The sequence below is a fragment of the Nonomuraea roseoviolacea subsp. carminata genome (genome assembly GCF_024172185.1).
Taxonomy (GTDB): Bacteria; Actinomycetota; Actinomycetes; order Streptosporangiales; family Streptosporangiaceae; genus Nonomuraea; species Nonomuraea roseoviolacea.
The window spans coordinates 6,252,147-6,269,812 of record NZ_JAMZEC010000001.1 but is presented as its reverse complement, the minus strand read 5'-3'; the positions used below and the strand labels follow the sequence as shown (position 1 = coordinate 6,269,812).

The following is a 17,666-nucleotide window of genomic DNA, read 5'->3' as shown; positions in this document are numbered from 1 at the left end:
CCCACGGAGCCGCGCCGGCGCGCCGCCGGCGCTCACACCGTCCGCGCTAGGTCCCGCAGCGCTTCGGCGACGGCTTCGGCCGTGCGGGCGTTGGCGGCGGCGTCGCGCACCGCGATCCGCACCGTCCTGCCCTCGAACGCCGGCGAGAGCGGTGACAGGTCACGAAGGAACACCCCCTGCCGCCGGCACAGCCCGACCAGGCGGGCGGCCCCGGGACCGCCACGGGGCAACGTGAGCAGCACGAAGTTCGCCACCGACTCCTCGGCCTCCAGGTCCGCACCGGCCCCGGCGAGCGCCGCCGCCAGCTCGGCCCGCAGCGCGGCGGTCTGCGCCCATCGGCCGCTGTAGTAGCCGGGGTCGCGCAGGGCGTGCACCGCGGCGATCTGCGCGGGCAGGCTCACCGCCCACGGCGGGGTCCGGCGGCGCAGCTCGGCCGCGACCCGCGGTGGCCCCGTCAGGTACGCCACCCGCAGACCCGACAACGCGTACATCTTGGACATGGACCTGCAGACGACCGTGGTGTCCGTGTCGGCCGCGTACCGTTCCAGCGACTGCCCGGGCCCGCTGTAGCCGGCATACGCCTCGTCGATCCAGAACCGGGTGCCGCCCGGCGCCCGCGCCAGCACCTCGCGGAGCTCGTCGGCGTCCAGGTGCACGCCGGTGGGGTTGTTCGGGTTGACGACGACCACGAGGTCGTAGCGTTCGCGCAGGCGGTCGGCGAGGCGGTCCGGGTCGATCCGCCAACCCTCCGCGCGGCGCAGGGAGAACCGGTCGGCGCGACAGCCGATCACCCGCTCGACCACATGGGCGTACTCGCCGTAGGAGGGATCGACCAGCAGCACCCGTGAGGAGGCGTCCAGCCAGTGGCCGAACGCGCGGAAGATCAGGTCGGAGGAGCCGGCGCCGACGGCCACGGCCTGCTCGGGCACGTTCCGGCGGAACGCGATCTCCTCGACGAGTCCCGCGGCCCGCGCGGGCGGCGAGGTCCGCGCCATCCACTCCTGGCCGCCGGACAGGGCCGCGACGACGGCGGGGGCGGGCGGGAACCAGGCGTCCAGCACGTCGGCGGGCACGACGTCGCGGTGCGCCTCCAGGGTGTCGAACCGCCGCCCCAGCGCCTCGACGGAGGCGCCCCCGTGCTGGCAGGAGTCCGCCTCGGGCAGGAAGGGCATGTCCAATGCCCAACGCACCGTCTGCCCCAGCTCGTCCAGCAACGGCCCGTAGCGGCGCAGCGTCCGGTCGGCGAGGTCGGCGACCTCGCCGGTCAGGAGCTCGAAGTCCACGGCGCCCGAACGCACCGGCACGCCGGTCGAGACCAGGCCCAGGGACAGGTACATCGGCAGCAGCTCGACCCGGCCCAGGGCCACGACGACCCGGCCGCCGTGCGCCATCACCCAGCGCAGCGCCGCGTACATCAGGAGCTTGCCGGTCATCGCGCCGCGCCGGCTCGGGTCGACGGTGAGGATCCTTATCTCGAACAGGTCGCTCCGGCGCAGCTCCGGGTGGTCCTGCCGGCGCAGGTACTTGTCGATCGAGTAGCGTCCGGCCCAGGGAGGCGTGACGCTGACGAAGCCGACCGGGCCGTCCTGGTGGGCCGCCACGATGTAGGCGTTGTTCTCGTCGAGGTCGTCGGTGAGCCGCCCGGCCGCGTTGGGGGTGTGCTGTCCCAGCTCCCGCGCGTACACGTCGTGCCGGAGTCGGTAGATCCACTCGCGGTCGGCGTCGGTCGCCGGCCGCAGTTCCAGCCTGTCGGCAGCCACAGTCATGATCTCCACCGTACGCCCACGGTGTCGGCCGGGGAGCGCGCGCCCGAGCGGGGTCGACCCGAGAACCTCAGGGCGGCGGACGTGACCGCTCAGTCTTCGGGGCAGGGGGCTGCGCACCGGGTGGCCCGCCGGTTTCGAACGACTCCGGGAGGAGGTGCCGGTGGTCGAACCCCGCGTCGGCCCACGCGACACGGGAGTCGATCAACCGGCTGAGCTTGAACAGCGCCGGAACCATGCCCCGGCCGCGCCAGAACGCGTCGCTGACGAGGTTCGCCGACGACCACTCGGCGCCGTACAGGTCGAAGCCGCGCCCCGCCGCCCACGCGCCCACGCCGGACAGCAGCGCGGTGCCCACGCCGGCGGACCGTGACGACGCGGCCACCACCGCGAGACCGATCCTCGCCGCGCCGAGATGGCTGCCGTCCGGGTGGGCCTGCATCAGGCCCAGCAGGCGGCCCTGCTCCTCGGCGACGAGCAGCACCTGGCGATCGTCGTCGAACGCCGCCAGAAAGCCGTTCCGAATCGCCCGCAGGTCGTCCAGCGCGGGTCGCAGCATGGGCGGCCGGGCGTGGAACCGCGTCAGCTCGACGGACAGGTCGAGCATCTGCGGCAGGTCGTCCGCGCGGGCCGTGCGCAGCCGGATCCCCCGCGCCTCCCGGGCGGGCGTCCCCGGGCGAGGGACCGGCCGGAAGCCCCTGATCTGGTCGACTCCGAAGCCGAGCTCGAAGAAGCAGGCAAGGGTGTCCTGGTCGTGGGCCGACACCGCGAGGCTGTGCTGGAACGCGCCGACACGGGCCAGCCGGCCTGACAGGGCCGCGTACAGGCGCCGGTACGTCATGCGCCGGTCGGGCCCCGCGCACGCGTGCTGGTGAAGCCGCACGCGCGCCGACTGGTCACCGGGGAGCGTCGGCAGCGTGGCCGCCATGAACCCGACCACCACGCCGTCGCGCACGGCGGCCACCGCCGGCCCCGAGCCCTGCCACCGCGCCACCAGACGACGGGCCACGCCCACATCCGCGACGTCCCATCCGCCTGCGCTCGCGCCCGCCCCGCTCGGGGTGTGCGTCTCGGCCAGCAGCGCCGCGGCCTGCCCGGCGAAACCCCTCTGGAACGGAACGATCTCCACAGTCACGCCCACCGAAGTCCTGGTTCTGTGTGGAGGAGGCCCAGGACCACCGGTCAGGCCTGGGCGGTCCGGGAGGGCCGCCCGGGAGGCCGGTCAGGCGTCGATGTGGTCGCGGTCGACCTCGGCCGCGCTGTTGACGATGAACTCACGGCGCGGCGCCACGTCGCTGCCCATGAGGAGGCTGAAGATGCTCTCCGCCCCCTCGGCGTCCTCGATGCGGACGCGGCGCAGGATGCGGTGGCGCGGGTCCATCGTGGTCTCGGCGAGCTGGTCGGCGTCCATCTCGCCCAGACCCTTGTAGCGCTGCACCGGGTCCTTCCAGCGCTTGCCTCGCCGCTCCAGGTCGCGCAGCACCTTGTGCAGCTCGGCGTCGGAGTAGCAGTAGATGTACTTCTCCTTGCCCCGGCCCGGGTTGGTGAGCTCGATGCGGTGCAGGGGCGGGACGGCGGCGAACACGCGGCCGGCCTCGACCATGGGCCGCATGTAGCGGTGGAACAGCGTCAGGAGCAGGCACCGGATGTGGGCGCCGTCGACGTCGGCGTCGGCCATGAGGATGACCTTGCCGTAGCGGGCCGCCTCGATGTCGAACGAGCGGCCCGACCCGGCGCCGACGACCTGGATGATGGCGGCGCACTCGGCGTTCTTGAGCATGTCGCTCATCGACGCCTTCTGGACGTTGAGGATCTTGCCGCGGATCGGCAGCAGCGCCTGGAACTCCGAGTCGCGGGCCAGCTTGGCGGTGCCCAGCGCCGAGTCGCCCTCGACGATGAACAGCTCGCTGCGGTCGACGTCGTCGCTGCGGCAGTCGACGAGCTTGGCGGGCAGCGCGGAGTTCTCCAGGGCGCTCTTGCGGCGCTGGTTGTCGCGGTGCTCGCGGGCCGCGATGCGGGCCTTGGCGGCGGCGACGATCTTCTCCAGCACGGCGCGCAGGGGCTGCTTGAAGCCGCGCGGCGGGTTGGCGAACAGCTCCTTCAGGTCGCGCGAGACCACGTGGGAGACGATGCGGGTGGCCGCCGAGGTGCCGAGGACCTCCTTGGTCTGGCCCTCGAACTGCGGCTCCGGCACGCGGACGGTGACGACGGCCGTCAGGCCCTCGAGGATGTCCTCCTTGGTGACCGGGTCGTCGCCGTTCTTCAGCAGGCGGGTCTCGCGCAGCACCTCGTTGATCGTGCGGACCAGGCCGCGCTCGAAGCCGGTGATGTGGGTGCCGCCCTTGGGGGTGGCGATCACGTTGACGAACGAACGGACGGTCGACTCGTAGCCGCGGCCCCAGCGCACGGCCACGTCGACGGTCAGCTCGCGCTGGACCTCGGTGGGCGTCATGTGGCCCTGGTCGTCGAGCACCGGGACGGTCTCGTGGAAGTGGCCGACGCCCTGCAGGCGCAGCACGTCGCAGACGGCCTCGTCGCGGGCCAGGAACTCGGTGAACTCGGAGATGCCGCCGTCGAAGCGGAACTCCTCCACCACCTGCTCCTCGTGGCGGCTGTCGATCACCACGAGCGTGAGGCCGGGCACCAGGAAGGCGGTCTGGCGGAGGCGGACGTGGATCTCGTCGAGCGAGACCTCGGCGTCGGGCAGGAAGATCTGCTTGTCGGCCCAGAAGCGGACGCGGGTGCCGGTGACGTCGCGGTCGAGCTTGCCGCCGTCGCGCAGCCCCGACTTCTTGCGGAACTTGGCGGTGGGCCCGTCGCCGTCGAACACGCCGGGCACCCCGCGCCGGAAGCTGATCTCGTGGACGCGCCCGTCGCGGTCGACCTGGACGTCGAGGCGGGAGGACAGCGCGTTGACCACGGAGGCGCCCACGCCGTGCAGGCCGCCGGAGGCGGCGTAGGAGCCGCCGCCGAACTTGCCGCCCGCGTGGAGCTTGGTGTAGACGAGCTCCACGCCGGCCAGGCCGCTCTTGGGCTCGACGTCGACCGGGATGCCGCGGCCGTCGTCGCGGACCTCGATGGAGCCGTCGGCGTACAGCTCGACCTCGATGCGGGAGCAGTGGCCGCCCAGCGCCTCGTCGACGCCGTTGTCCACGATCTCCCAGAGGCAATGCATGAGCCCGCGGCTGTCGGTGGACCCGATGTACATGCCCGGACGCTTGCGGACCGCTTCGAGCCCCTCAAGCACCGAGAGGTGACGAGCCGTGTAACCGGCCTCCACTAGCGTCACTCCAGCTCCTCCGGGTTAGTCATCGAACACCAGTATCGAACACCAGTGCGCAGCCTACCGTTCTTCGCCTGCGTAGGCGTACTTACGCACACGCGCGCGTACAAGCTTGCCATGCGGTCATGTTTGGCGTTACCAACAGGCTGATCGTCATTACTTCGGGACACATTCCGCTCTCGGCGTAGCGGGGCGACGGTTGGGAACGTCCACGTCCGGTTAGATGTTGTTCCAAGTGACTGACGCCAGATCCTCGCTTCGGCGGGGGTGACCCGAAAGGCGATACGTGACTGGAGCTCTCGCCCCCGTTAAGCCGCTGACGGCCCTCGACCGCTGCGACCGTTGCGGTGCCCAGGCCTACATTCGCGCGACCCTGCCTGTGGGTGGGGAGCTGCTGTTCTGCGCCCACCACGGGCGTCAGCACATCGCGGCGCTGCGCGAGAAGGGCGCCGACATCCTGGACGAGTCGGCACGTCTCAGCGAAACCCCAACAATTGCCCGCAACGACGAGCGCTGACCAGCGTCTCGGCGTGACGAGATAATTACATAACGCACAAAGCGCGAGACGGCGACTCCGGCATCCCCGGGGCCGCTGTTTCGCGTTCCGGCCGGCTTGTTCGCGGCCGGGTCGGCCACCCGCACCCGGGTCGGCTTGCTGCGGCCCGGATCGGCTTGCCCGCGACCCGGATCGGCTTGCCCGCGGCCCGGGTCGGCTTGCCCGCGGCCCGCCGTCAGCGGACGCGGTAGTGGTAGCCGACGGGGAGCGGCTCGAAGCCCTCGCTCCGGTACAGGGCCTGCGCGGCCGCGTTCGCCCGGGTGACGACCAGGTACGCAGACGGCAGGCCGCCCCGCCTCAGCAGGGCGCGCAGGACGCTGCGGGCCAGCCCGCGGCGGCGCGCCCCCGGCAGCGTGGCCATGCAGTAGACGCCCAGCGTGTCCCCCTGCGGCACCGCCCGGCCCACCGCGAGCGGCACCCCGTCCTCCTCGACCGCCGCGTACCACGCCGGGGCGCCCGTGAGGATCCGCTCGACGGCCCGCCGCCCGTCGGCGTGGCGGCCGTCCACGGCCCACCACGCGTCCCCCCACGCCGGCCAGGGGCTCTCCTCGATCCGCACGGGACGCTCGGGCTCGCGCGTCTCCCCGGACCACGACATGATCAGCGTGGGGTCCACCAGCTCGTAGCCCCGGCGCTCCAGCTCGGCGTCGAGCCCGGGCGCCGCGCCGGGACCCAGCGAGAACGCGGTGCGCGTCCCCCGCTCCGCGTAGAACGCCTCGGCGGCGGCGATCGCGGCGTCCAGGTCGGCCGGCGTGTCCAGAGGCAGCACCGAGTTGGCGCGTTTCGTCACGCCGCCGGCGTAGCGCAGGATCCAGCCGTCGTGCTCCCGCGACTCGTACGCGGGCCAGGCTTCGTGGACGAGTCTGTCGAATTCCATCCAGCGCAGGGTATCGACCCGGTTCCGGTCCGTCCGAAGGGGACGGCCCAGGGGACGCCGTGACGGCGGCCGGCCACGTGCGGGTCAGAGGCCGTCTCCCTGGAGGCCCCCGGCCCCGTGCGGCGGGTGGGCCCTCCCGTGCCGTGCCGTAACGGAAGCACGCCACGAAGACGAGCGGCGGCGCGCCCCCGGGCACAGAGGGAACCCGGAACTCGCGGAAGCACCGCCGAGCTGGCCTTATAGGCTGGGGCACCGTGCTGATCCTGTTGCCGCCGTCCGAGAGCAAGGCGTCCGAGGGCAGTGGGCCGCCCTCGGGCCAGCTGTCCTTCCCCGCCCTCGACAAGCCGCGCAAGCGCGTGCTCACCGCGCTCCGGCGCGCCTCCAAGCGCCGCGACGCCCTCGACGTCCTCGGCCTGACCCCCGGGCTGGCGGGCGAGACGGCCAAGAACCTCGCCATCGGCACGGCGCCCACGCTCCCCGCCGCCGAGCTCTACACCGGCGTCCTGTACGACAACCTGAGCCTGACGACCCTCGACGCCGAGGCGAGGCGGAGGGCCGAGGAGTCGGTGCTGATCTTCTCGGGCCTGTGGGGCGTCCTGCGCATCGCCGACCGCGTCCCGCCCTACCGACTGTCCATGGGGGTCAACCTGCCGCCCCTGGGCGGCCTGGCGGCCTTCTGGCGGCCTCTGGTGGCCCGCCAGCTCGATCCCCTGCCCGGACTCGTCGTGGACCTCCGCTCGGCCACGTACGCGGGCGCCTGGCAGCCCGGGGACCGCTCCGTCGCGGTCCGGGTGTTCAAGGACGGCAAGGTCGTCAGCCACATGGCCAAGGCGACCCGCGGCGAGATCGCCCGCGCGCTGCTCGTCTCCGGCGCCGACCCGGCGACCCCCGACGAACTGGCCAAGACCCTCGACGCCCTGGGCCACACCGTCGAGCTGACGGAGCCGCCCCGCCCCACCCGCCCCTGGACCCTCGACGTCCGCCTGCCGTCGGCTTCTCCGCTGTAGACGACCGGGCTCGCGGCACCGCGCCAGGCGATGTCGCGGGCCACGTCGACGCCGGCGTGCCCGGCGGATCGCACACCGTACGGGTCGGGCCGGTTGCCTCTGCCCACGTGAAAAACGCGGAAGCCCCGCACCAAGGATCGGTGCGGGGCTTCTCGTCGGCGTGTCAGTCCAGGTAGTCGCGCAGCACCTGGGACCGGGACGGGTGACGGAGCTTGGACATGGTCTTCGACTCGATCTGCCGGATGCGCTCGCGCGTCACCCCGTAGACCTTGCCGATCTCGTCCAGCGTCTTCGGCTGACCGTCGGTGAGACCGAACCGCATGGACACGACGCCCGCCTCGCGCTCCGACAACGTGTCGAGAACGGAGTGCAGCTGCTCCTGCAGCAGCGTGAAGCTGACGGCGTCGGCCGGGACGATGGCCTCGGAGTCCTCGATGAGGTCGCCGAACTCGCTGTCGCCCTCCTCGCCCAGCGGCGTGTGGAGGGAGATCGGCTCGCGGCCGTACTTCTGGACCTCGACCACCTTCTCGGGGGTCATGTCCAGCTCGCGGGCCAGCTCCTCCGGCGTGGGCTCGCGGCCGAGGTCCTGCAGCATCTGCCGCTGGACGCGGGCCAGCTTGTTGATCACTTCGACCATGTGGACCGGGATGCGGATGGTCCGCGCCTGGTCGGCCATGGCACGCGTGATCGCCTGCCGGATCCACCACGTGGCGTAGGTGGAGAACTTGTAGCCCTTGGTGTAGTCGAACTTCTCCACCGCGCGGATCAGACCGAGGTTGCCCTCCTGGATGAGGTCCAGGAAGAGCATGCCGCGGCCGGTGTAGCGCTTGGCCAGCGAGACCACCAGCCGGAGGTTGGCCTCCAGCAGGTGGTTCTTGGCCCGGCGGCCGTCCTCGGCGATCCACTCCAGCTCGGCGCGGACGTCGACCGGCAGGCCGTCGGCCTCGCCGCTGCCGAGCTGCTCCTCGGCGAACAGGCCCGCCTCGATGCGCTTGGCCAGCTCGACCTCCTGCTCGGCGTTGAGCAGGGGGACCTTGCCGATCTGCTTGAGGTAGTCCTTGACCGGGTCGGCGGTGGCGCCGGCGGCCGCGACCTGCGCGACAGGGGCGTCATCGTCGTCGTCGGAGAGGATGAGGACCTCGTCCTCGCTCTTCTGCGCGGCGGCCGCGGCCGCGTCGGCGGCCTTCGGCTCGTCGTCGGTGTCCTCGTCGGGCTCCGGCTCGGCATCGCCCTCGGCGACGATGTCGTCGTCCTCGACCACGATGTCCTCGAGGTCGTCGAGCTCCACGTCGCCGTCGAGCTCGATGTCCTCGTCGTCGTCGACGCCCTCCGGAGCGGTGGGCTTGGTGGGTGCAGGCCCGGCGCTGTCAGCCGCGACCTTCTTGGCGGCGGCCGGGGCCGCCTTCTTGGCCGCCGCGGGGGCGGCCTTCTTGGCGGGACCCGGCTTGGCCGGTGGCGCCGGCTTGGCGGCGGCCGGCTTCTTCGGCGCGGCGGAATCGGCGGTTTCGGCTGCTCCCACGACCGCGGTCACGGTCTCGGGCTGCTGCTCCTTGGCGGCCGCCGCGGTCTTGGTCTTGACGGGGGCGGCGGTGCGGCGCTTTGCTGGTCCCCGAGACTTCTTCGGCGCAGCCGAATCCGCGGCGGTCACCACCACGGTCACGCCCTCTTTGCTGAGGTTCCGCAAGAACGCGGCGGCGTGCGACATGGGGATGTCCGCCTCCTCGAAGGCCTGGCGAACATCCTCGGACTCGAGGAAACCCTGCGAGCGCCCACGCTCGAGCAGTCGCTGAATGACGGGCTCGTTCAGCTCTTGTGGCTTCGAGCGAGTCGAACTTGCAGGCGACACGAACACCTCTCGAACGAACGCGTGGCGACAATGGACCCAGATGCCCGCTGGGGGGCTGTTGCCTCTCTCGGAGATCGGTGAGGCCGTGCGGACCGCGACGGACCTGCCCAGCATTGTGGCACGACCTCGCACTCCATACGGCCACCTCCCGGCGGTTGACCTCCACCCTAGGCCGACCAAGGCAGTAGTGCGTACGTAAGCGCGCCACTGATACCCGAAAGCAACCCTTATGACTGTTTCATTCAGTCACTCTTCGTGGCGGGCGGCACGTGGATGGCCAGGGCGGTAACGTCATCATCCTGTTCATATCCCGACAACATCCGGTCAACCAGGAAGTCCAGCAGCATGTGCGGACTTCTCACGACCTCAGGCGGCGCTTCGGTCACAACACTGCAAATCTCTGCGAGTCCGGCGTCGAGACCCCGCTTGCGGTTCTCCACCAGACCGTCCGAGTACAGCACCGCGGTGTGACCCGGTGGCACCACGAACCGGAACTGCCGGCGGCTCGTCGGCCAGCCGAGCGGCGTGCCGGGCTGGGCGTCGCAGAGCATCGCGGTGCCCTGCGGCGAGACCAGCACGGGCGGCGGGTGACCCGCGAGCGCGAGCGTGCCCTCGCCGGTGACCGGCTCGACCACCATGTACGCCAGGGTCGTGACCTGCTCTTCCTCCTCCGTGGCGTCGAAGACCCGGTCGAGGCCGGTCAGCACGGCCGCGGGCGGCGGGTTGGTCAGCGCCAGCGCCCGCATGGCGTTGCGGATGCGGCCCATGCCCGCGGCGGCCTTGACGCCCTTGCCCATGACGTCGCCGACGACCGCCGCGACCCGCCCGTCCTGCAGCACGAACGCGTCGTACCAGTCGCCGCCGACCTGCACGTGGCGGCTGCCCGAGCGGAAGCGCTGGGCCAGCTCCAGCCCCTTGACCACCGGCAGGCGGTCGGGCAGGAGACTGCGCTGGAGCGTCTCGGCGGTCTTGTGCTCGCGCTCGAACAGCGTCGCTCGCTCGACCGCGAGCGCGCACTGCCCGGCCAGCGCCTCCAGGAAGACGCCGTCCTCCTGGGAGATCTTCTGCGGCCGGGTGAACGAGAAGCGCAGCGCGCCGAGGGCCCGGCCGGCCGCCAGCAGCGGCAGGCCCACCCAGGCCCGCTCGTCGCTGTTGGTGAGGTAGTTGGCGAGCACCTGCTCGTCGCCGCCGGCCTCCAGGAGCTGCGTGCGCAGGCTGTCGGGCGACTCGGCGAACACCGGCCGCCGGCTGTTGACGGCCATGGTGAGCACGCTGGTGTGGGAGAGCGGGATCTCCTCGCCGGAGGTGCCGGCCGCCTCGGGGACGCCCTCGCCGTTGATCAGCTTGAGGGCGGCCCGGTCGGGGTCGAGCAGCGCGACGGCCGAGCGGTCGGCCGCCAGGGCCGTGCGGCCCACGTCGATGATGACCTGGACGACCTGCTCCACGGTGAGCGCCTCGGCCAGTATGGCGGTGGCGCCCTGGAGCCGGGCGGTGCGCAGCGCGGCGGCGCCGAGCTGGTCGGTCAGCCTGCCCCGCATCTCCTCGGCCTCGCGCTGCGGCGTGACGTCGGTGTTGGCGCCGACCCACTCGACCACGCGGCCGTGCCGGATGATGGGCACCGCGCGCACCTCGAAGTGGCGGTAGCCGCTGGCCCGGGTGCGCACGCGGTAGTTCCACTCGAACATCGTGCGGCCGCGCAGCGCCTCCTTCCAGGCCTCCTCGGTCTGCCGGCGCTCCTCGGGGTGGACGACCTCCAGCCAGCCGTGGGCGAGGTACTCCTCCAGGCCCTGGCCGGTGATGGCGCGCCACTGCGGCGCGTCCTCGACGACCGTGCCGGTGGGCGAGGTGATCCAGACGAGCTGCGACTGGGCCTCGACCAGCGACCGGTAACGCTCCTCGCTGCGCCGCAGGTCCTCCTCGGTCTGGCGGCTCTCGGTCACGTCGAGCCCGACCAGCGCGACGGCCCGCAGCTCGCCCGCGTCGTCGTGGATCGGCGAGAACGACAGCGACCAGTGCCGGTGCTCGCCCTCGGGGGTGCGCACGCGCACCCGGCTCTCGGTCACCGGCGCGTCGGTCTCGACGACGCCCTGCACCGCGTGCGTGATGAGCTGGCTGAGGTCGGCGGCCAGGGCCTCGACCGGCACGCGCCCGACGAGCCGCTCGGCGGGCACGCCGACGACGTCGGTGAACAGGTCGTTGACCCGCTGGACCCGGCCGTCGGGGTCGAAGAAGGCGAAGGCGTAGCGCGCCTCCGCCAGCAGGCCCCCGAAGAGGGCGGAGTCTGAGATGTCCACATCCGACTCCCGGGGACGGGGAACGGAGGTCTCGGCGCTCATGCTCGGCACCTCCGTCGCGTGCCAGGGTCTCCCACGCGGCACATCTCCATAACTGTGTATCGGCGTAGCGCAGCTCCGTGCGACCGGATCCTGCTGTACATCATCGGCGATGGGCATGCGCGGACGGAAGCCCCGCAGGCCATACGGTCAACGCATCCTGTCAAAATCGCTCCACGTTACGCAGCAAGATCAGGCTACTTGGCCCGCGCCGCCCGCTTGGCCTCCTGTTTGGCCTCTTGCTTGGCGGCCCGCACGCGGCCCAGCGTGTCGGCGTCGACCACATCCGCCACCGACCGGAACGATCCCTCCTCGCCGTACGGTCCCGCCGCCTCGCGCCACCCGGGCGGCCGGACCCCCAGTTGCTTGCCGAGCAGTGCCAAAAATATCTGGGCTTTCTGCTTGCCGTAACCGGGAAGCGCCTGCAATCGCTTGAGCAGCTCTTTGCCGTCGGCCGCCTCGGCCCAGATCCTCTCGGGGTCGCCACCGTACTGCTCGACGAGATAGGCCGCCAGGCTCTGGACGCGCGCCGCCATCGAGGAGGGATAGCGGTGGACCGCCGGTTTCTCCGCCAGCAGGGCGGCGAACTCCTCGGGGTCGCGGGCGGCGATCTCCTCGGCCGTGAGGTCGCCTCCGAGCCGCTCGGCGATGGTGTACGGGCCCGTGAACGCCCACTCCATCGGGATCTGCTGGTCGAGCAGCATGCCGATGAGGAGGGCGAGCGGGCTGCGGCCGAGCAGGTCGTCGGCCTCCGTCCGCTGGGCGAGCTGGATGCGCATGGGAACAGCTTCGCATGAAAGCGCTTGCGGGGATGCGAACACAACCGTAGTGGAGGCTTGACACAGGCCCGAGAAAAGGTGGAATGAGAGCGCAAGTCGCCCTGAGTCCGTTCCTGGGGGTTTGCCCCTGGGCATCCAGAGGAATCTCACACCTATGCTCGCTCTGGCCACACGCTTCCTCAGGGAGCCGGTCAGTCTTCGGCTGGCCGAGGAGTTCCTGACAGTGCCCGTGGACACCATCGACCGTTGTGTGGCCGACGTGTGCGCGTGCGCCCAGCACCTGGGCATCCCGGCGACTCCCGAGATCGTGGAGCGCGTCGCGCGGGAGCATCTGCTCGCGATCGTGAACTCCGCCCCGCCGCCGCGAAGTCCCCGATAACATCGGGGTCACGGCCGCGTTCTACGCACCGTTTCCGCCTGGAATGCGAGAGAGTGAGGGCGTGCGCCGACACCGACGAGATCCCCGGGAGAGCACCCCCCCAGACGACGTCTTCAAGGAGATGGTGCAGGCGGCCCGCGAACTGCTGGCCGTGCGCAGCCCGCTCGACGCGGAGCTGATGGTCTCCGACATGATAGGCGCCTGGTGGGGCCGGCGGGTCAGGGGCGGCGACGTCGAGCAGGTGCTCGGTGAGGGGCTCGTCGACTACGCCGCCAAGGCGGGCACTCCGGCGTCGCTGACGCTGCTCATCTGCCTGGCCTACCTCGGCACGGCCCGCCAGGGCGCCAAGGCCGAGGGCGCGGCGCTGGCGATGATGGAGTCGGGCGTGGCCCGGCCCGGCTGGGCCGACCGGGTCGGGGCGGTCAAGCCCGCCGGCTGCTACGTCTCGCGCGACGCGTACGGCGACCAGGACACCGTGATCTGCACGTTCGCCTACCGGTTCGGCGAGGGCGAGCAGGAGCGCGGCGACGCGCTGGCGGGGGCCGCGGGCGGCCAGGAGCGGCACGCGCTGGTCATGGTGGTCGACCACAACATGTCCGGTATGGCGCGCGACGCCTGGGTCTCCTCCCAGGTGGACAAGCTGCTGGAGCAGGCCCGGGCGGAGGCCGCGGGCAACCCGATGCTGCTGTTCGGCGAGATCGAGCCGCAGCAGGCCAGGGCGCTGCTGGAGTCGGCGATGAAGGCCACGAGCGAGCCGAAGACCCCGCCGCCCGTCAGCGACAGCTACAGCGCCTACCACGCCTTCGCCAGGGCCCGCCTGAAGGCGCTGCCGCCGGGCCGCAAGCGCCCGGCGCCGCTGCACATCGAGGCGCCCTACAGCCGGGAGCGGCGGGCCATGCTGGCCGCCGAGTTCCTCGCCTCCGACGCGGCCGAGCACCTGTCGGACCCGTCGGCGGCCTCGCGCTGCGCCGACCACATCATCGAGTACGGCTGCGAGCAGGACTTCAGCCGGCCGCTGCGGGTGAGCCCGACCAAGTGCGAGACGTTCCTGCTCGACTGGCTGCCGCGCAAGGTGATGCTGAGCACCGCCGAGCAGGAGGCGATGCCGCACGTGCTGGCGGCGTGGGTGCGCTTCGCCGCGCGCCGCTCGGGCCTGCCGGAGCAGGGGCTGAAGGCCACGCTGGACGCCGTGTGGGAGGCGATCGGCAAGTTCCCGGAGGCCTACCGCGACCCGACCTCGTTCGGGCTGGACCGGCCGCTGCTGGAGCGGCTGCTGCCCGACGGCGACCTGTCGGCGCTGGCGCGGCGCGCGTTCGCGTTCCCGTTCCTGCAGGGCTTCCACAACGGGATCGAGCTGGACCGGCTCAACCCGGCCGACGAGGCCGACCGGCGGGCGCTGCTGGAGATCGACCACGTCGGGACGATGGACGAGGAGCACCTGGCCTGGCACGAGGAGATCGCCGCCCGGCTGTGGGAGGGCGACCCGCCGCAGCTCTGGGAGGCGGCGCAGCGGCTGCTGGACCTGGGTCACGACCGCCACGACGTGCTGCACGTGCTCATCGAGATCGCCGAGCGGATCGGCGGCGACCCCGACGAGCTGGCCGCCGCCCTGGACGACATCGCCGACATCCCGGACGAGTTCTAGAATTTCGTTCTATGGCGATGTACGAGGCCCTGGGCGCGGGCCGGTATCTGGCGACCGAGTTCACCCAGGGCCCGTGGGATCCCGGCGCGCAGCACATGGGCCCCGTCACCGCGCTGATCGCGCACGAGCTGGCCGCCACCGCCCCGCGTCCGGGACTGGAGCTGTCGCGCCTGGTCGTGGACGTCTACGGCCCCGTGCCGATGGGCGAGCTGGAGGTGCGCACGGACGTGCGGCGCGACGGCAAGCGCGTGCAGTGCCTGTCGGCGAGCGTGTCGTCGGGCGGGCGGGAGCACTGCCGGGCCACCGCCTGGCGGATCCGGGAGTCCGCCACGCCCGCCACCCCGGTGCCGGGCCCGCCCGCGCCCGTGCCGCCCCCCTCCCCCGGTCAGCGTGACTCGTGGCTGGGCAGCGGCTTCGGGTACGGGCGCGCCATGGACTGGCGCTTCGTCGCCGGCCGGCCTCTGGAGGTCGGACCGGCCACGGTGTGGGGACGGCTGACGGTGCCGCTGGTCGAGGGCGAGGAGACCACGCCCCTGGAACGGCTGGCCGTCCTCGCCGACAGCGGCAACGGCGTCAGCCCGGCCGTGGACTTCGCCACCCACCTGTTCGTCAACGTGGACCTGACGATCTCCCTGTTCCGGGCGCCGGCCGGCGAGTGGATCTGCATGGACGCCGCCACCGTCGTCGGGCCGTCCGGCCGCGGCCTGACCCGCTCGACCCTGTACGACGAGTCCGGCGAGGTCGGCACGGCGACTCAGACCCTCTTCGTCGCGCCGCGGTAGCGATGACGCCATGATGGGTCCATGGTGATCGACCTCAACGCCGACCTGGGCGAAGGCTTCGGGATCTGGACGCTCGGCGACGACCTCGCGCTGCTCGACGTCGTCACGAGCGCGAACGTGGCCTGCGGCTTCCACGCCGGCGACCCGGTGACGATCAGGCGCACCTGCGCCGCGGCCGTCGACCGCGGCGTCTCGATCGGGGCCCAGGTGTCCTACCGCGACCTCGCGCACTTCGGGCGCAGGGAGATGGACGTCGAGCCCGAGGAGCTGTGCGCCGAGGTGCTCTACCAGCTCGCGGCCGTCGACGGCGTCGCGCGGGCCATGGGCGGCCGGGTCTCCTACGTCAAACCCCACGGCGCGCTCTACAATCGGATCTGCCGCGACGCGGAGCAGGCCGCGGCGGTCGTGGACGCCGTGGCCGACTACGACCCGTCGCTGCCGATCCTCACGCTGCCCGGCTCGGCGGTCCACGCGGCGGCCGCCGCCGAGGGCATCTCCACGGTGACGGAGGCGTTCGCCGACCGGGCGTACACGCCGGCGGGCGCGCTCGTGCCGCGCCGCGAGCCCGGCGCGGTCCTCCACGACGTGGAGGCGGTCTCGGCGCGGGCGGTGCGCATGGCCGTGGACGGCGCGGTGACGGCCGTGGACGGCGGCACGGTGGAGGTGCGGGCCCGCTCGATCTGCGTCCACGGCGACACGCCCGACGCGGTGCGGCTGGCGCGGGCGGTGCGCGACGGGCTGCTGGAGGCCGGGGTCGTGCTCCAGGCGTTCGCGTGATCCGCTCGGCCGGGGAGCACGGGCTGATCGTGGAGACCGGGACCCTGGAGGTGTCGCACCGCCTGGACGCCCTGCTGCGGGACGACCGGCCGCGCGGGGTGGTGGAGATCGTGCCGGGGCCGGAGACGGTCCTGGTGGTCGCTCCGGGCGCGGACCGGGCGCGGCTGCGCGCCACCCTGGAACGGCTGGCGGCCGAGGCGGAGAGCGCGACCGCCGGCGCCGCGGGGTCCGGTGAGCCGGATCTCGTGCGGATCCCCGTCGTCTACGACGGGGAGGACCTCGGCGCGGTGGCGGAGCTGGCCGGCCTCTCCCCCGACGAGGTGGTCGCCCGGCACACCGGGCGCGAGCTGGTGGTGGGGTGGCTCGGGTTCGCGCCGGGGTTCGCCTATCTCACCGGTCTGGACCCGGCTCTGCGCGTGCCCCGGCTCGGCACGCCGCGCACGTCCGTGCCCGCGGGTTCGGTGGCGGTCGCCGGGCCGTACTCCGCCGTCTATCCGAGCGCCTCGCCCGGCGGGTGGCGGCTGCTGGGCCGCACGTCGCTGCGGGTGTGGGACGTCACGGCCGACCCGCCCTCGCCGTTCCGGCCGGGCACCCGGGTGAGGTTCGAGCGCGCATGAGCGGGGTGCTCGCGCGCGGGGCGGCGCGCGTCGTCGAGGTGCTGGCGCCCGGCCCGTACGCCACCGTGCAGGACCTGGGACGGCCGGGCCTGGCCCATCTGGGCGTGCCCTGCTCCGGCGCGGCCGACGCCGACGCCCTGCGGCTGGCCAACCGCCTCGTCGGCAACCCGGAGGGGCTGGCGGGGATCGAGCTGACGTTCGGCGGGGCGCGCCTGGCCTTCCACGCGGGCGCCTGGGTGGCCGTCACGGGCGCGGGCTGCCCGCTCTCGGCCGTGCCCCTGGACGCGAAGGCCACGGCCGCCGCGGGCACCTCGGGAACGGCCGTGCCCGGCGAAGGGCCTCCGGGGACGGCCGCGCCCGGCGAGGGCGCTTCCTCGGCCGCCGCGCCGGGTGGGGCCGGATGGCGGGCGCCGGCGGCCGGTGCCGGGGTGCCGTTCTGGGTGCCGGCGGGGACCGAGCTGCGGTTCGGGACGCCCGCGTGGGGGCTGCGCAGCTACCTGGCGGTGCGCGGCGGGGTGGCGGTGGAGCCGGTGCTCGGCAGCCGCTCGACCGACTCGCTGTCGGGCCTGGGCCCCGAGCCGCTGCGCGCGGGCACGGTGCTGCCTGTGGGGCCGGTGACGGGCCTGGAGCCGATCGTCGCGGACGTCGCGCCGCCGCGCGGGCCGCGGCCCGCCGTGCTGCGGGTGCTGCCGGGGCCGCGCGACGACTGGTTCGCACCCGGGGCGCTGGCCGAGCTGTGCGCGGAGCCGTACACGGTGAGCCAGGACAGCAACCGCGTCGGGGTACGGCTCGGCGGCCGGGAGCTGGCGCGGGCGCGGGAGGGCGAGCTGCCCAGCGAGGGCATGGTCGCCGGGGCGCTGCAGGTGCCGCCGAGCGGGCAGCCGATCGTGTTCCTCGCCGACCACCCGCCGACCGGCGGATACCCGGTCATCGCGGTGCTGGTGGCGGCCGACCTGCCGGTGGCCGCCCAGCTCAGGCCGGGCGACCGGGTCAGGTTCACCACCCACCGCCGCGCCTGAGCC

15 protein-coding genes are annotated in these 17,666 nt (G+C 72.9%); 8 read left to right on the top strand and 7 right to left on the bottom strand.

Going from position 1 to position 17,666, the window contains the following annotated elements; genetic code table 11:
* Positions 1–32: 32 nt before the first annotated feature.
* From HD595_RS29015 to HD595_RS29005, 3 genes are all read right to left on the bottom strand, one after another.
* Positions 33–1,766, bottom strand: a complete 1,734-nt coding sequence (locus HD595_RS29015) for a histidinol-phosphate aminotransferase family protein (RefSeq protein ID WP_253774449.1) — start codon at positions 1,764–1,766, stop codon at positions 33–35.
* Positions 1,767–1,833: 67 nt separating this feature from the next.
* The gene (locus HD595_RS46875) at positions 1,834–2,892 is read right to left on the bottom strand and encodes a GNAT family N-acetyltransferase (RefSeq protein ID WP_253774447.1); all 1,059 of its coding nucleotides are present in this window, start codon (positions 2,890–2,892) and stop codon (positions 1,834–1,836) included.
* Positions 2,893–2,985: 93 nt separating this feature from the next.
* On the bottom strand, positions 2,986–5,052 hold the full coding sequence (locus HD595_RS29005; RefSeq protein ID WP_253774445.1) for a DNA gyrase/topoisomerase IV subunit B: 2,067 nt from the start codon (positions 5,050–5,052) through the stop codon (positions 2,986–2,988).
* A 280-nt stretch (positions 5,053–5,332) separates the two neighbouring features.
* On the opposite strand from HD595_RS29005, the gene HD595_RS29000 reads away from it, so the two are divergent.
* Positions 5,333–5,563 carry a DUF7455 domain-containing protein gene (locus HD595_RS29000; RefSeq protein WP_253774443.1) on the top strand — a complete coding sequence of 77 codons (231 nt, stop codon included), beginning with the start codon at positions 5,333–5,335 and terminating at the stop codon, positions 5,561–5,563.
* A 214-nt stretch (positions 5,564–5,777) separates the two neighbouring features.
* Here the strand turns inward: HD595_RS29000 and HD595_RS28995 are convergent, their stop codons facing one another.
* Entirely contained in the window at positions 5,778–6,479 is a 702-nt protein-coding gene (locus HD595_RS28995; protein WP_253774441.1) for a GNAT family N-acetyltransferase, read from the bottom strand.
* Positions 6,480–6,733: 254 nt separating this feature from the next.
* Here HD595_RS28995 and HD595_RS28990 point away from each other — a divergent pair, with 254 nt between their 5' ends.
* Positions 6,734–7,486: a YaaA family protein gene (locus tag HD595_RS28990; RefSeq protein ID WP_253774439.1), complete on the top strand. Its 753-nt coding sequence runs from the start codon at positions 6,734–6,736 to the stop codon at positions 7,484–7,486.
* Positions 7,487–7,649: 163 nt separating this feature from the next.
* Here HD595_RS28990 and HD595_RS28985 read toward each other — a convergent pair whose 3' ends face one another.
* The 3 genes from HD595_RS28985 to HD595_RS28975 form a co-directional block, all read right to left on the bottom strand.
* Positions 7,650–9,332 carry an RNA polymerase sigma factor gene (locus HD595_RS28985; RefSeq protein WP_253774437.1) on the bottom strand — a complete coding sequence of 561 codons (1,683 nt, stop codon included), beginning with the start codon at positions 9,330–9,332 and terminating at the stop codon, positions 7,650–7,652.
* Between the two features lie 242 nt (positions 9,333–9,574).
* A complete protein-coding gene (locus HD595_RS28980) occupies positions 9,575–11,668 on the bottom strand; it encodes a SpoIIE family protein phosphatase (RefSeq protein WP_253774435.1) in 2,094 nt (697 codons plus the stop codon).
* Positions 11,669–11,862: 194 nt separating this feature from the next.
* On the bottom strand, positions 11,863–12,444 hold the full coding sequence (locus HD595_RS28975) for an HhH-GPD-type base excision DNA repair protein (protein WP_253774433.1): 582 nt from the start codon (positions 12,442–12,444) through the stop codon (positions 11,863–11,865).
* A gap of 154 nt (positions 12,445–12,598) precedes the next feature.
* Here HD595_RS28975 and HD595_RS28970 point away from each other — a divergent pair, with 154 nt between their 5' ends.
* From HD595_RS28970 to HD595_RS28945, 6 genes are all read left to right on the top strand, one after another.
* Positions 12,599–12,823, top strand: coding sequence for a hypothetical protein (locus tag HD595_RS28970; protein ID WP_253774431.1), 225 nt, complete (start codon positions 12,599–12,601; stop codon positions 12,821–12,823).
* Between the two features lie 121 nt (positions 12,824–12,944).
* Positions 12,945–14,468: a hypothetical protein gene (locus HD595_RS28965; RefSeq protein ID WP_253781350.1), complete on the top strand. Its 1,524-nt coding sequence runs from the start codon at positions 12,945–12,947 to the stop codon at positions 14,466–14,468.
* Positions 14,469–14,479: 11 nt separating this feature from the next.
* Positions 14,480–15,250, top strand: a complete 771-nt coding sequence (locus HD595_RS28960) for a thioesterase family protein (RefSeq protein ID WP_253774429.1) — start codon at positions 14,480–14,482, stop codon at positions 15,248–15,250.
* Between the two features lie 21 nt (positions 15,251–15,271).
* The gene (locus HD595_RS28955) at positions 15,272–16,027 is read left to right on the top strand and encodes a LamB/YcsF family protein (RefSeq protein ID WP_253774427.1); all 756 of its coding nucleotides are present in this window, start codon (positions 15,272–15,274) and stop codon (positions 16,025–16,027) included.
* Positions 16,024–16,644, top strand: a complete 621-nt coding sequence (locus HD595_RS28950) for a 5-oxoprolinase subunit B family protein (protein WP_253774425.1) — start codon at positions 16,024–16,026, stop codon at positions 16,642–16,644. Before HD595_RS28955 ends, HD595_RS28950 begins: the two co-directional genes overlap by 4 nt.
* On the top strand, positions 16,641–17,663 hold the full coding sequence (locus HD595_RS28945; RefSeq protein WP_253774423.1) for a 5-oxoprolinase subunit C family protein: 1,023 nt from the start codon (positions 16,641–16,643) through the stop codon (positions 17,661–17,663). Before HD595_RS28950 ends, HD595_RS28945 begins: the two co-directional genes overlap by 4 nt.
* The last annotated feature ends 3 nt before the right edge of the window (positions 17,664–17,666 follow it).